Below are 14,841 nucleotides of genomic sequence, written 5' to 3' on the forward strand. Positions count from 1 at the left end.
GAAAATACAATTTATTCAATTAAGTTAACTGAATAATGCATTTAAACTACGATCTCGTTATAATGTGAATGCTAGATTACATTGCTTTTTCAAGCGTAAAAGAAAACTCCGATCCTTCACCAAAAGTACTTTTAAGAAGAATGGTTTCGTTATGTGCTTCAATGATATGTTTTACAATAGATAAACCTAAACCTGAACCTCCTTGTTCTCTAGATCTACTTTGATCTACTCTATAAAAACGTTCAAATAATCTAGGAATATGTTCTTGTTTTATTCCTTCACCATCATCAATTATTTTAATGACAAACTTGTTTTCATTGTAAGATTCTACACTTGCAGTAGTAACACCATCTACTTTTCCGTATTTAATAGAATTTACAATCAGGTTAATTAAAACTTGCTCTATTCTTTCAACATCTCCTTTTACAAATAATGGAAAATCGTAAACTTTATCGAATACCAATTGTATGTTTCTCTTTTTGGCTTTCATTTCAAAAAGATCAAAAACAGTTTGAATCAACTCGATAATATTAAAAGGCTCAATCTTCATTTTCATTCCGTCTGTTTCCAATTTAGCAATCATGTCTAAATCTTTAACAATGGAAGTTAAACGTTCAACTCCTTTATTTGCTCTTTCTAAATATTTATCACGAATTACCTTATCGTTTGCTGCACCTTCAATTAATGTTAGAATATAACCTTGAACTGTAAATAGAGGTGTTTTTAATTCGTGAGCAACATTTCCTAAGAAATCTCTACGGAATGAATCTCGCTCTGTTAAGTTTGCAATTTCTTCTTTTTTATCCTCAACATATTCTTGTACAGTCTTGGTAAAGTCTTCAATATCTGTAGTTATTTTATCTCGTTTTAAATCACTTATATCTAAAATCGAAATATCTTGATACAGTTTTTTTACTCTTTGATAAATAAAATGTTCTGCTCTGTATTGGATAACAAAAAATGAGGCCGTAAATACTATAATACCAAAAATGATAATAGCTACTAAACCTAAAGATTTAAAAAAAGACAGGTAAGAAAAAACTGCAATAATAACAGAAATCAATGTTAAATACAGCGCCGATGTTAGCGCATACCTGTATGTTTTTCTTAGTTTATTCAAAAAATACTATGTGATTAATTACTACTTGTCTGTTTCTAAAACAAACTTATATCCAACTCCTTTTACAGTTTTAAAGTGATGGTCTCCAATTTTTTCTCTTAGCTTACGAATATGAACATCGATAGTTCTTCCACCTACAACTACCTCATTTCCCCAAACACTATCTAAAATAGTTTCCCTTTTAAATACTTTACCTGGTTTAGAAGTTAATAAAGAGAATAATTCAAATTCTTTTCTAGGAAGCGTGATTTTTTCTTCTCCTTTGAAAACAACATATTCATCCCTATTAATTAAAATGTCTCCGATTTTAGTTGTAGCTTCAGAAACTGTATCTGTTTTAAGTCTTCTTAATAATGACTTAATTTTACTAACCAATACCTTTGGTTTAATTGGCTTTGTAATATAATCGTCTGCACCAGCATCAAAACCTGCTACTTGAGAGTAATCTTCACCACGAGCAGTTAAAAAAGAAATAATAACATTCTCTAATGGTTTTATATCTCTAATTTTCTCACAAGCTTCAATACCATCCATTTCTGGCATCATTATATCTAATAAAATTAAGTGAGGTGTAATTTTTCTAGCGATTTTTACCCCTTCAGCTCCATTAGTCGCAGTAAAAACTTGATAACCTTCAGATCTCAAATTGTATCCAACAATTTCTAAAATATCTGGTTCATCATCAACTAATAAAATCTTAATATCGTTAGTATTCATACAGTTATAATTATAGTGCTAAACAACCCAAAAGTAACGATAAAATAACAAAAACAGTTAATGACACTTTAACTTAATGTTGATTTAATATTAATAAAAGCATTTAACACAACTATTAAATATCAGATGCTTAACATTAAATTAAAGTAAAAAAACTATGTATGAGTCAGCTAATTTTCTAATTTTGAGTGCATTTTTTAATAAAACGGGATAATATGAAAAAAAACTACTTTTTAACTTTATTACTAACTTTTATATTTAGTTCTGCTTTTTCTCAGGACTTAGTAATAACTGGTGCTATTGACGGACCTTTACCTTCAGGTGCGCCTAAAGCTATTGAATTATATGTCGTAAATGACATTGCTGATTTAAGTATTTATGGTATTGAATCTACCACAAACGGAGCTACTGCTGCTGGAGCTGAGTATACATTCCCTGCTGATGCAGTAACAGCTGGCACATATATTTATTTGTCATTTGAAGACACACTTATTAATCAATATTTAGGAATTACTCCTCAATATGTTGATAACGTGATAAACGTAAATGGAGATGATACTGTTATTTTGTATAAGAATGGAACAATAGAAGATCTATTGGGAAGAATTGGTCAAGATGGTACTGGTGAAGATTGGGATTATGTTGATGGATGGGCATATCGAAAAGACGGACAAGGACCAAGTGCTACTTTTAATCCAAATGAATGGACATTTAGTGGACCAAACGCCCTTGATGGATGTGATAAAAGTGATGATTCTGGAATAAACGCTGACTGTTCTTCTGTATTTCCTGTTGGAACATATGCCGCAACAGCTTCTACTACACCTTCATTAACAATTAGCTCTCCTTCAAACGGATCTACAATATCTTTTACAGATATGGCAACAGTTAAGTTTTCTGTAAGTAATTTCAACGTTGCTCCTGGAGGTACAGGAGACGGTTATATAAAATGGACATTGAATAGCGTAGCTCAAGCTGATAAATTTGACACTGATGATATCACTTTTACTACTACAGGAGGAACTACTTACGAAATATATATGGAGTTAGTTGATAATGCTGGAAATGCTTTATCAACTCCTGTAAATCAAACAATTTCTTTTACTGTAGGACTTCCGTGTGATATTCAAGTAAGTACAATTACAACATCATGTGTTACAGAAACTTCTGGTGTAGACACTTACAATGTTTCTATAGGTTTTACAGGAGGAGGAACCTCTACATACATGTTAACTGCTGATAACGGAACAGTAGGTGGAGATAATCCTTCAATGATGACAACAGGAACAATTACTATCTCTGGGATTACCGAAGGAACAAATATTGTTTTTACTGTTAAAGGAGATACAAGCAATAGTAGTTGTGATTTTACGAGAAATATTTCAAGCCCAACTTGTAAAGGTTTACCTTTTATTGAAACTTTTGATTATGCTGATGCTGCTGTTTTATCTGACCAAGCAGACTGGGAAAGTGTAAACTCTGGAGATGATATAATTACTGCTACAGGTAGTTTAACTTATAGTGGATTAAAGCCTTCTGAAGGAAATAAAATTACGTTTAATGGATCAGGAGCTGAATCTTTCACTAAATTTACTGATGTATCTTCAGGAACAGTATATAGTTCTTTTTTATTAAAAGTTTCTGCTTTCCAAACTGGTACTAATCCTGATACTATAGATGGTGGATATTTTGCTGGTTTAGCTGCAGGTACATCATCTTATGATGCTAGATTATGGGTTAGACCGAATCCAGATACTAGCGGAACTACATTTGATATTGGTTTTGGGCCAGAAAGTTCAAATCCTCCTTTTACAACATCTACTTATAATTTAGGAGATGTATTATTTATTGTAATGGCTTACGATTTAGATAATGATGTTGTAAGCTTATGGATTAATCCAGATGCTGCAACTTTTGAAGGAGCTGCACCTACTGCAGATTTAGGAGGAAATGACACTAATGCTCCATCTTCTATTAACACTTTTATTTTAAGACAGGATTCAACAAACGAAACTCCAACTATTGAAATAGATGAATTAAGAATTGCTAAGACTTGGGCCGAAGTAACACCTAAAGACACTACAACTGCTTCTGTAATAGAAAATGAAATAGATGGTTTTGCGGCATATCCAAACCCTATCAATGGAAAATCACTTACAATTACTTCTTCATCTATCGACAATAAGAAGGTTCAAATCTTTAATATGATCGGTAAAGAAGTATATCAAACTTCTATATCTGGAACAAACAATCGTATTGATGTTTCTGGTGTAAGTTCTGGAATGTATATTTTAAAAGTTGTAGAAGCTAACAAAACTGCAACTCAAAAGTTAATTATCAAATAAATTAAAGTTTATTTAAGTTTATAGTAAAAGAGAGGTTGTATGAGCCTCTCTTTTTTATTTCTGCAATTCGCAGTATCTTTCTTTCAATGAAAAATATATTTCTAATCATATTTGTATTTTTAATCACTTCAGGGTTTTCACAGTCGAACTTTAAGAAATTTAAACAATTATCTTCTCCGAAAAAATGGTGGGTAATTTTTCATCCTTTCAAAGCAAAAAAGGCCCTTGAAATTTCTAAGGAAGCTAGCCGTGTTTCTGATAGTATTAGACAAACAGATTTATTAGATAGAGATCATGCTGGCGGACAGGTTGATGCTTTTAGACATGCATACTGGATGGCTAGATTACGTCAAGAAATTGGAAAACCTGCCGCAAGAACACTTGGAAAAGCGCACGAAAAAGAAAACTATTTAATGTATAAGAAGAGAAAACTTGAAGAGGGCATTGTTCCTGATCAAATTTCTTCTGAAATGGATTTATACAACAATGATATTGGTCTCACTTTAACTATAAAAGGTTGTAAAACTTCAAAAAAAGGCTTAATTCACAAAGTAGCTAATGCTATTAAAAAAGGAAAAATGAAGGTTATTAAAAAGAATAAAAAAGGCGAGTTTTTAACCTTTGATGATAAAAAAATAGAGCCTAAATCTTTACAAGGAAAATGGAAAAACAATAAATGTTTAGTCGATTCAAACTATAAAAGAAATTAGTGATATTTAACTTTCCTTAATACTCGAACTACATCTTTATATTTTATATATGTAGTTTTATCTTCTAAGTTCTTAATGTAATCTTTTGCTTTTTCTAATTGTTCTTTAGCATCTAAAAATCCGTTTAAATAACATATTAAATAATTATTTGGCAATCGATATACGTCTTCGTGTTCTGTAACTGATAATGGAATATTATGCTCAATATTATTGACAATATTGTTACTATTCTCGTAAATATGATTAATAATTTTACTATCGTAAGTTGGCGGCTCAAACAAAAATTCCTTTATAATATCTAGCTTACCATTATCTTTAAAATGAATAATTGTTTTTTCTAAAGGATATTTTATCTCGTCTTTTTCTAGACCTAACGCGATGTATTCAACTATAATAAATGAATGATGATTGATTTTAATTTTCACCTCATCTAAAGCAGAATAGAAAAGCTGCACTTGCTCATTTATCAATTCGATATCAACTCTAGAATAGAATTCTTCGTTATTCACTATTGTCTTTTTTCCAGCCCAACATAACACAAACTGTTCTTTGAAAACTTTGTATTTAGGATTGTACTCATCTTTATGTCTTCCGAAGAAATCAAAAACCCCATCTAAGGTTAATTGAATATTGTTGCTGGCATTGATCTCTATTGCCTCTACAATTTCTTTATTACTGTTCGGAAGCTTAAATTCATCGACTACAGGCATTGAATTACTACCTCTACGATAAAACACTGTTCCTCTGGGATATTTCCAAATAAACTTTGATAAATGTGAGATTTTATCTTTCGGATGGATAGTAACTAACCCTACTACTTTATACCTTGGTAAACCTGGAAAAGGTATATTTTCATATTGAATATTAGGCGGATTAATTAAATACGCGTTAACGAGATTCTGTATTTTACTGTCGTCAAAAAAATCAACGCCAATTACTTTATTGTCTTCATCTCGAATACCAATTAAAATGTAGGAATTATTTTCAGGATTTGAATTGGATAAGGCACAAATATGTTTAATGAATTTTGCTTTCCCTTCTTTACTACCTAAGGATAATTTTTGTTTTTTATCATAAAAACTATTCTCATCGTTGTGAGAAAGCAAATTCTTAATAAGTAGCCTTTTATTAATCATTATTAAGCTACTTTATGCCCTCGACTAGCTTCATAAAGAGTAAACCAATCTTGAACATCTAAATCTATTTGTAATGCTTGATTTGATTTCTTTATTCTGTTTTTATTTGAAGTTCCAATTACAGGAGCAACGTTACAAGGATGCTTTAAAATCCATGCTAATAAGATTTGATCGTTTGTTGCGTTGTATTTAGAAGTTAAATCTTTTAATACTTGTGTTACTCTCTCCGCTTGTTCTGTTTCTAAATTGAAGAAACCTCCTAAAGGACTCCAACTCATCACTTTCATATCTTCTTTGATTAGATAATCTAAAGTACCTTGATCTATTGCAGAATTCTGAATCAATGAAAATTCTAACTGATTACAAGTTAATGGTGTTTTCTTCTTTAATAATTCCATTTGACTTGCAGTAAAGTTTGAAACTCCAAAATCTATAATTTTTCCTTCTTCTTGCAACCTCAAAACAGCCTCATTAATTTCATCATATTGCATTAACGGACTTGGTCTGTGCAATAACAAAACATCTAAATAATCTGTCTTTAAATTCTTCAACGATTGCTCTACACTCCAAATAATATATTCTTTTGAGTAATCGTAATATTTAACTCTATTATCAGGCCTTTCTTCTGTGATGTATTGAATTCCACATTTAGATATTAACTGAATTTGCTCACGTTCTACCCCACTTTCAACAAATGCTTTTCCAAAAGCAGCTTCAGTAGTGTAACCTCCATAAATGTCGGCATGATCAAAAGTTATATTTCCTTCTTCAATACAAAAATGTATAAGGTCGGCCATTTCTTTTGTTGAAAAGTTTTTTCCCCATACACCCCAAGACATACATCCTATAATTATATCTGAAAGTTTAGTTTTCATTCTTATTTAAAATTGCTGCACTTGCTTGTGCGGTTGGATAAACGATTAAATCTTCGATATTAACATGATACGGTCTTGTTACTACAAAATGAATAATGTCTGCAATATCTTCTGCCTGTAAAGCCTTGTAACCTTTATAAACTTGTTTTGCTCTTTCTGAATCTCCTTTGAAACGAACATCTGAAAATTCTGTTTCCACTAATCCAGGATGAATTCCGCTTACTCGAATATTGTATTGGTTTAAATCTAATCGCATTGATTTGTTTAACGCATTTACTGCAAATTTAGATGCACAATACACATTTCCATTCGGATACACTTCTTTACCTGCGATAGATCCTATATTCACAATAAAACCTTCGTTTCTTTCAATCATTGTTGGAATTATAGCTTTAGAAACATATAATAAACCTTTTACATTACCATCAATCATAGCATCCCAATCATCTAAACTACCTTCTTGAATTGAATGTAATCCGTGAGCATTTCCTGCATTATTAATTAGAATATCTATAGCTTTAAATTCTGAAGGAATACTTTCAATAGCCTTGAAAACATCTTCTCTAAAACGAACATCAAATTGTAGTGTGTGTACTTTAGTTTCTTTTGACAATTCTTGTTCTAATTCTCGCAATTTTTCTTCCCTTCTACCACATAAAACTAAGTTATATTTTTGTTTTGCAAACAGATAAGCACAAGCCTTACCTATTCCAGATGTAGCTCCGGTAATTAGTACGGTTGACATAAATTTATATTATTTACTATAAAAATAAAACTTTTAATGTAAACCTTATGTTATATAAAAAGAAAACCGCCCTGAGGGGGCGGCTTCTCTAATTGGTTATTTGAGAAATAACCAACCAAAAATCAACTAACCAAACTTTATTTTAATATTTTTCTTGTAATTTCTTTTCTTTTTATTTTAGTACGTTTTCTATCACTATTCCTTACTGGTTTTTTAGACGCTTTTCCATTTTTCCCTTTCAAGAATTGGATGTATCCTCTACCTGTGAAAACGTATGTTGTTTGAGTACTTAAGTGGAATAACTCGATCTCTCCATCATTTACAACGCTTAATTCAAACTCTTCAGTATCTCCTCCGTCATAATTTAGTGTTAAAAACTTAAGATCGTCGTAATCTCTAATATCGTCTATTGTGTACCCACCTACAAAGTCCCAATTAATAGAAGCAAGATTTGTGCCAAATGCATCGTGAGATGAGTAAAAAGTTGTATTATTCTCTGGAGTAAATTGTAAATAACGCTCTTCATCAAACGGATTAGGTGATCCATTCCTAGCTCCTGTTCTCTCCCAAGCTATATACTCTTGTAAAAAGAACTCTATATTGTCATAAAACAATTTGTCATAATCAAAGTCATTTCTTTGATATCCTATTAAAAAATAACTTACATTATTATTTAAATCATTCAATCTGATTTCATTATTACTTAATTGAATTACTTCAAAACTGTAATCTCCATCTAATCTGTGAAATGTTTCTATAACACCATCATCATAAGTTCTGTATGATCCAACATTAATTCCTAAACCATCTCCTGTTCTTCCTACATCAACTATATTATTATTAGCATACATGTTTCCATTTAAAAATGATACTGTAAATGCTTTTGATAAATATGGAATTTCTGCAGTTCCTATAGTTCTATGAAAATCTACATACCATAAATCGTAACCTGAAACAATCTCTTCTGTAGGCACAAAATCATCTACGATAACTTCTTCATTTCTTACAACACATGAAGTTAGAGTTGTGGCGGCTACAAATATTAGTAAAAGTAATTTTATCGTTTTCATAAGTTTAAGTTTTACGGTTATGCTTATGTGTTTTCAAAATGCGTGCCAAAAAATAAAAGTCGCTCTTTCGAACGACTTTTATCTAACTTATGCTTATTGTCTTATTATAGATTTCCCTTGCTTTAAACTATCAATCTTGTAAAACTTAAGCTTACTTTCATCATAATAACTTATAACTACTTCATCTTCTTTAAGATTAAAAATATTCTTTTGTGAAGGCATATTACCATATTCCTTTTTAGGGTCTTTGTCTAAAATCAAATCTCTATTTATTTTGGAAATGGAATGATAAAATCTTCCTGAAATTATTTTATTTTTCTTTAATGTACTTTTTATTGCTTTTACTTTGTCACTAAAATAAAAAATTGAATCAAATTTTATATCCTTTGGAGATTTATAGACTATGTTAATAATAGAGCTACCGGAATTTGGTAGTCCTCCAACAGTATTAATATATTCTGCAGAAATAATTTTAAAAGGTGGTTGTTTTTCAAACTGATAACTAGCACAACTCATAAATACTAAGATTGATAGTGGAAAAAAGATGTTTTTAATAATACTCATATTTTGACTTTTTATATGGTGTTTTTCAAGGATCGTACCAATTTACGAATTTAAATGAATCCTTTTTTATAGTTTTAACGCATGATAGAGCTAAGTTATTGGGAGATTAAAGAATGGTTTAATAATGTTGATTATACAATTGTTGGTAGCGGAATTGTTGGATTGAACTGTGCTTTACAGTTAAAAAAACGTTTCCCAGAATCTAATGTTTTGATTTTAGAGAAAGGAATATTGCCTCATGGTGCAAGCACTAAAAATGCAGGTTTTGCTTGTTTTGGAAGTATTTCTGAACTTGTAGACGATTTAGAAAATCATACAGAAGAAGAAGTACTTTCTTTAGTTAAAAAACGTTGGAATGGTTTACAATTACTTCGAAAAAATTTAGGTGATAAAAACATCGATTTTCAACAAAATAAAGGATTTGAACTATTTCAAGATAAAGAACTTCTGGAGTTATGTTTAGATAAAAAGCAACAAGTTAACCAACTACTTTCATCTGTTTTTCATGCCCCTGTCTTTTATGAATCGAAAAATGACTTTAACTTTAAAAATATTGAAAGTCGATATATCGTAAATACTTTTGAAGGTCAGATTGACACTGGAAAAATGATGCAACATCTTATCACAAAAACACAAGCTCTAGGTGTTAAGATTTTAAATAACATTACTGTAAAAGATATACAAGATGATAATGGTTTTGTTCATATCAACACTAATTTATTAAGTTTTAAATCCAATAAAGTTTTTATTGCTACCAATGGTTTTTCAAAAGCAATTTTAAATGAAGAAGTAAAACCAGCTAGAGCTCAGGTTTTAATTACAAAACCTATAAAAAATCTACATATTAAAGGAACTTTTCATTTAGATCGAGGCTATTACTATTTTAGAAATATCGATAACCGTATTTTGTTTGGTGGAGGAAGAAATCTAGATTTTGATGCAGAAGAAACAACCGAATTTTCATTAACAAATTTGGTTCAAAACAAACTCGAAGAAATTTTAAAAACTACAATATTACCAGACACTGATATAGAAATAGAACATAGATGGTGCGGTATTATGGGAATTGGAAATCAGAAGAAAAGCATTGTAAAACCTATATCTAACAATGTTTTTTGCGGTATTCGCCTTGGTGGTATGGGAGTTGCAATTGGAAGTTTAATTGGTGAAGAATTAGCAGATTTAATATGAATTTAAAAGAAAAATTACATCACGCATGTGTTGCTTATATAGAAAAGCGAGAACAAACAATCAAGAATATTATAAGTTCGAATAAAAAAGCACTGTTATCTGAAACTAAGAGTTCTGCTGGCGACAAGCATGAAACAGGAAGAGCGATGCTTCAGTTAGAAATGGAAAAAGCTGGTCAACAAATTGCCGTTGTTCAGCAAATGAAAGAAACATTAGCTAAAGTTGACATACAAAGTTCACACGATTTAGTTCGCCTAGGAAGTATTATTGTTACTGAAAAAGCAAATTACTTTATAGCAATTAGCATGGGAAAAACAACTGTAGATAACACAGACTATTTTGTGATTTCCAGCGCGTCTCCTATCGGAAAGTTATTCTTAGGCAAAAAGGAAAATGATACTATAATTTTTAACGGAAATGAATTTACTATAAAAGTTATTCATTAAATCTTATGTAAACCTCTGAACCTTTTTCTAGTTGAGTGTTATTTGCAACAAAAAGAGTTTCATTATCATGTAAAACTTCTACCAACCAATAAGAACCTTTAAAATAGTTCTTACTGACTTTTGTTTTATGTTCAGATTGTTCTACAATTGAAATCTCATGCGGATAATACAGTTTTTCAGTCTTATCTATAATTACCTTATTTACATCATCAAATAACGATGCAACATATCGATTCGGTTTTTCTTTGTATAAATCTGAAGGTGTTCCTGACGCTAAAATTTGATTATTCTGAATGACAATTAATTGATCTGAAAACGACAACGCATCATTACCGTCGTGAGTTGCAACAATGCAAGCAATGTTTTTTTCCTTTAGATATGAAAAAAGATTTCTTCGTAATGCGTTCTTCTTAAAGTTATCGATCTGACTGAATGGTTCATCTAAAAGTAATAATTCTGGTTCTTTCGCTAATGCTTTGGCAATTGCTACACGTTGCTGTTGACCTCCACTTAGATTTTTAACTTTTTCATTCGCATAAGCTTTCATTTCAATAACACCTAACAACTCATTCGTCCTTCTTTCTGATTCTTCAGGATAAAATCGTGACAAGAATTTTGAAATATTTTCAGCAACAGTTATGTAAGGCATTAAATCAAAATCTTGCGGAACGTATTTAAAAAAATCCATCCCTGGAACCAAATGATAAGCCGGACCTAAAACTTCTTGATCGTTCCAAAATATCGTTCCTTTATCTACATCTAACAATCCGTAAATAATTCTTAAAAGTGTTGATTTTCCACACCCACTTTCTCCCATAATACTTAAATGTTCACCTTGGGTAAGACTTAGGCTAATATCTTTAAGTATTGGACTTTTTTTTGAATACGAAAATGTAATATCGTTGACTTGTAGCATGTGTGTAAAAATAAAACCTTTTTACGATAAAGTACTACATGATCTTTATTACAATTGAAGATATTATTCCTGTAAAAATTGATACAAATAGTATATAAAGTATGTAGGTTAAAATGGTAAGAAAAATGATTTTCAACCTTTTATAATTTTTGAAAAACTGTATGTAAACCCAAAAAACATAACCTAAAACAAAGACCATATATAATGTCTCAGTTACAGCATTTTCTCCTGTGAAAGATTTTAAAACAGCAAAAAAAGTATAAATAATTGCTTGTTGACCTGTGATAAAAGAATTTAGGACTATATGTTCTAGGTAATTGTATTCGTATTTTCTGAATGACAAATATGATGCTAAAGAAAAAACAGGTAATAATAGTAATATTGAGTAAGCATAATTTTTAACAAACCATTGATGAAGAACTGTTGCATTTGCATCTAAAGTAGAACCATCTTTGTATGATTTCCACCCGGATAATAAATCTCCTAAAACTGTTTGTTCATTTAAAAGAGTCGACAACAAAGCATAAACAGTAGATAAAATTAACACAAATGTTAACGGCTTAAAGTAGTTTTTTCTTTTTCCTTGTATAAAATCGCGAATACTATCTCCAGGATTTATACTCAATCTTTTAATTGTAAAAAAGAAACCACGATCTAGTTGAAAAAATGAGTTATTTATTTCATCTACAACATAGGCTAAATTAATAGGTCCCACATTGGTTTTTTGTCCGCAATTTGAACAAAATTTTCCATCAACTTTAGTCCCACAATTTTTACAATGCATAATTAAAATTAAAAAGTAGAGTTCAAAAATACAGAAAACACATTATTTCATTTCAATAAAAAAACCGACACTTTCGTATCGGTTTTTAATATTATTTAAAATGCAGCATTACCAAATTCTAACTCTGTCTTCTGGTTTTAAGTACATTGTATCACCTTCTTTAATATCAAAAGCTTCGTAAAAAGCATCTACATTTCTTAAAGGCACATAAGCTCTAAATTTACCAGGAGAATGCGGATCAGTTTTAATCTGATTTTTAATTGCCTCTGGACGAGCCTTAGTTCTCCAAATTGTTCCCCAAGAAAGGAAAAAACGTTGTTCTGGTGTAAATCCATCAATTTTTTCTGGTCTACCGCTTTTTTCTAAGAAGATTTGTAAACCTTCGTAAGCAGCATTTACTCCTCCTAAATCTCCAATATTTTCACCTAAAGTGAAGGTTCCATTTACATGAACATCATCAATAGCAACTAAAGCGTCGTACTGACCAATTAATGCTTTTCCTTCAGCAGCAAACTTTTCAGAGTCTTCTTTTGTCCACCAATTATTTAAATTACCATCTCCATCGAAACGAGCTCCTGAATCATCGAAACTATGAGAAATTTCATGACCAATAACTGCTCCAATTCCTCCGTAGTTTACAGCTTCATCAGCTTGATAATTATAAAATGGAGGTTGTAAAATAGCCGCTGGGAAAACAATCTCGTTATTTACTGGATTAAAATAAGCGTTTACAGTTTGTGGTGACATTCCCCACTCTGATCTATCAACTGGTTTTCCTAACTTAGATATATTTTCTTCGTAGTTCCACTTAGTAACGTTGATCGCATTTTCAAAATAACTTCCACCTTCTTTTACTCCTTTAATCTGTAAAGCAGCGTAATCTTTCCATTTATCTGGATAAGCTATTTTAACTGTTAGTTTACTTAATTTATCTAATGCTTTTAACTTAGTCGAATCGCTCATCCAAGTTAATCCGTTAATACGCTTTTCGAAACCTAATAATACATTATCAATCATTTCTCTAGCCTTCTGCTTAGCTTCAGGTGGAAACTTCTTATCAACATATAATTTTCCGATAGCCTCACCAATTGATCCGTTTACAGATGCTAAAGCTCTTTCATCACGAGGTCTTTGTTCTTTTGCTCCACGTAATTCTTTACTATAAAACTCCCAATTAGCAGTTTCTAAATCTGTACTTAATAAGCCAGCAGCACTATTAATCGTATTCCAACGTAATAATGTTTTAATATCGTCTACAGAACGCTCAGTAAAAATATCGTTCATAGCTTTGAAATAGTTTGGATCTGTAACAATTACTTTCTCCATTTTTTCTGTTCCAACACCTACTCCAATACCTTCTAAATGAGCTTTCCAATCAATAGCAGGAGCTAAAACTTGTAACTCTTCAACAGACATTGGGTTATACATTTTTCTAGCATCTCTTCGATCTTCTTTAGTCATCATTGGTTTAGCTAAACTAGCCTCAAAAGAAACTACAGTTGCAGCATTTTTAGCAGCAGTAGCTTCATCATCACCAAGTTTACCGAACATTTTAGCTACAAAAGCTTCGTATTTTTTAAGTTTCTCTTTAGTATCCTCATCTTCATCTACATAGTAATCACGAGATAAACCTAATCCGCCTGAACCTAAATAACCAGCATTCATATTACTGTTTTTTAAGTCGTTAAAAACACCAAGACCATAAAAAGCTCCACCACCATATGGTGCCATTTGAGTGATATAGTTTTCTACATCCTTTTTAGTTTTGATTTCATCGATCTTTGCTAAATAAGGCTTTAATGGAACTGTTCCTTGCTTATTACGAGCAACAGTATCCATAATACTTTCGTAATAATTTACTGCTTTTTGCTGATCACTATCGATTTCATTTCCTTGAGCATCTTTGATCTTAGGAAAATTACCTTCTTTAATAGCATCATTCAAAATAGCTAATACATCAGCATCTGTTTTTTTACGTAATTCTCCAAAACCACCCCATGATGATCTATCTGCAGGAATTTCTGTTTTATCAACCCAGTTCCCGTTTACATATCTGAAAAAATCTTCAGATGGTTTTACAGATGTATCCATGTTCTCAAGAATAATACCTGGAACCTTTTCTGCTACCTCAGCTTTTTGTTCTGTTTTACAACTTATTATAGCCAACGATGCTATTGTAGTTGTAAACAAGGCTTTTTTAATGTTTCTCATCTTAAAAAAAT

Annotated in this window: 14 protein-coding genes; 4 read left to right on the plus strand and 10 right to left on the minus strand. The window is 30.9% G+C overall.

Going from position 1 to position 14,841, the window contains the following annotated elements; all coding sequences use genetic code 11:
- Positions 1-76: 76 nt before the first annotated feature.
- Complete coding sequence (locus tag Q1A15_RS03205; RefSeq protein WP_299618667.1) at positions 77-1,120, minus strand: ATP-binding protein; 1,044 nt, start codon at positions 1,118-1,120, stop codon at positions 77-79.
- A 21-nt stretch (positions 1,121-1,141) separates the two neighbouring features.
- Positions 1,142-1,837 (minus strand): response regulator transcription factor, encoded by a 696-nt coding sequence (locus Q1A15_RS03210; RefSeq protein ID WP_299618670.1) that lies wholly within the window; start codon positions 1,835-1,837, stop codon positions 1,142-1,144.
- A 215-nt stretch (positions 1,838-2,052) separates the two neighbouring features.
- On the opposite strand from Q1A15_RS03210, the gene Q1A15_RS03215 reads away from it, so the two are divergent.
- Both Q1A15_RS03215 and Q1A15_RS03220 read left to right on the plus strand, forming a co-directional pair.
- The gene (locus Q1A15_RS03215; protein ID WP_299618673.1) at positions 2,053-4,182 is read left to right on the plus strand and encodes a T9SS type A sorting domain-containing protein; all 2,130 of its coding nucleotides are present in this window, start codon (positions 2,053-2,055) and stop codon (positions 4,180-4,182) included.
- An 86-nt stretch (positions 4,183-4,268) separates the two neighbouring features.
- Positions 4,269-4,892, plus strand: coding sequence for a hypothetical protein (locus tag Q1A15_RS03220; protein ID WP_299618676.1), 624 nt, complete (start codon positions 4,269-4,271; stop codon positions 4,890-4,892).
- Here the strand turns inward: Q1A15_RS03220 and Q1A15_RS03225 are convergent.
- The 5 genes from Q1A15_RS03225 to Q1A15_RS03245 form a co-directional block, all read right to left on the minus strand.
- Positions 4,889-6,028, minus strand: a complete 1,140-nt coding sequence (locus tag Q1A15_RS03225) for an ATP-binding protein (protein ID WP_299618679.1) — start codon at positions 6,026-6,028, stop codon at positions 4,889-4,891. The genes Q1A15_RS03220 and Q1A15_RS03225 overlap by 4 nt on opposite strands.
- Before the next feature lie 2 nt (positions 6,029-6,030).
- Positions 6,031-6,903, minus strand: coding sequence for an aldo/keto reductase (locus Q1A15_RS03230; RefSeq protein ID WP_299618682.1), 873 nt, complete (start codon positions 6,901-6,903; stop codon positions 6,031-6,033).
- On the minus strand, positions 6,893-7,648 hold the full coding sequence (locus tag Q1A15_RS03235) for an SDR family NAD(P)-dependent oxidoreductase (RefSeq protein ID WP_299618685.1): 756 nt from the start codon (positions 7,646-7,648) through the stop codon (positions 6,893-6,895). The genes Q1A15_RS03230 and Q1A15_RS03235 overlap by 11 nt, the downstream gene beginning before the upstream one ends.
- Before the next feature lie 137 nt (positions 7,649-7,785).
- Entirely contained in the window at positions 7,786-8,718 is a 933-nt protein-coding gene (locus Q1A15_RS03240; RefSeq protein ID WP_299618688.1) for a hypothetical protein, read from the minus strand.
- A gap of 93 nt (positions 8,719-8,811) precedes the next feature.
- Positions 8,812-9,282 carry a hypothetical protein gene (locus Q1A15_RS03245; protein ID WP_299618691.1) on the minus strand — a complete coding sequence of 157 codons (471 nt, stop codon included), beginning with the start codon at positions 9,280-9,282 and terminating at the stop codon, positions 8,812-8,814.
- An 84-nt stretch (positions 9,283-9,366) separates the two neighbouring features.
- On the opposite strand from Q1A15_RS03245, the gene Q1A15_RS03250 reads away from it, so the two are divergent.
- Complete coding sequence (locus tag Q1A15_RS03250) at positions 9,367-10,473, plus strand: FAD-dependent oxidoreductase (protein WP_299619778.1); 1,107 nt, start codon at positions 9,367-9,369, stop codon at positions 10,471-10,473.
- Positions 10,470-10,919, plus strand: coding sequence for a 3-oxoacyl-ACP synthase (locus Q1A15_RS03255; RefSeq protein WP_299618694.1), 450 nt, complete (start codon positions 10,470-10,472; stop codon positions 10,917-10,919). The genes Q1A15_RS03250 and Q1A15_RS03255 overlap by 4 nt, the downstream gene beginning before the upstream one ends.
- Here the strand turns inward: Q1A15_RS03255 and Q1A15_RS03260 are convergent.
- The 3 genes from Q1A15_RS03260 to Q1A15_RS03270 form a co-directional block, all read right to left on the minus strand.
- Positions 10,909-11,835: an ABC transporter ATP-binding protein gene (locus Q1A15_RS03260; protein ID WP_299618696.1), complete on the minus strand. Its 927-nt coding sequence runs from the start codon at positions 11,833-11,835 to the stop codon at positions 10,909-10,911. The genes Q1A15_RS03255 and Q1A15_RS03260 overlap by 11 nt on opposite strands.
- Before the next feature lie 34 nt (positions 11,836-11,869).
- The gene (locus tag Q1A15_RS03265) at positions 11,870-12,619 is read right to left on the minus strand and encodes a DUF3667 domain-containing protein (protein WP_299618700.1); all 750 of its coding nucleotides are present in this window, start codon (positions 12,617-12,619) and stop codon (positions 11,870-11,872) included.
- A gap of 108 nt (positions 12,620-12,727) precedes the next feature.
- Complete coding sequence (locus Q1A15_RS03270) at positions 12,728-14,830, minus strand: M13 family metallopeptidase (RefSeq protein WP_299618703.1); 2,103 nt, start codon at positions 14,828-14,830, stop codon at positions 12,728-12,730.
- Between the last annotated feature and the right edge of the window lie 11 nt (positions 14,831-14,841).

It is taken from the genome of uncultured Tenacibaculum sp. (genome assembly GCF_947495995.1).
Lineage (GTDB): Bacteria > Bacteroidota > Bacteroidia > Flavobacteriales > Flavobacteriaceae > Polaribacter.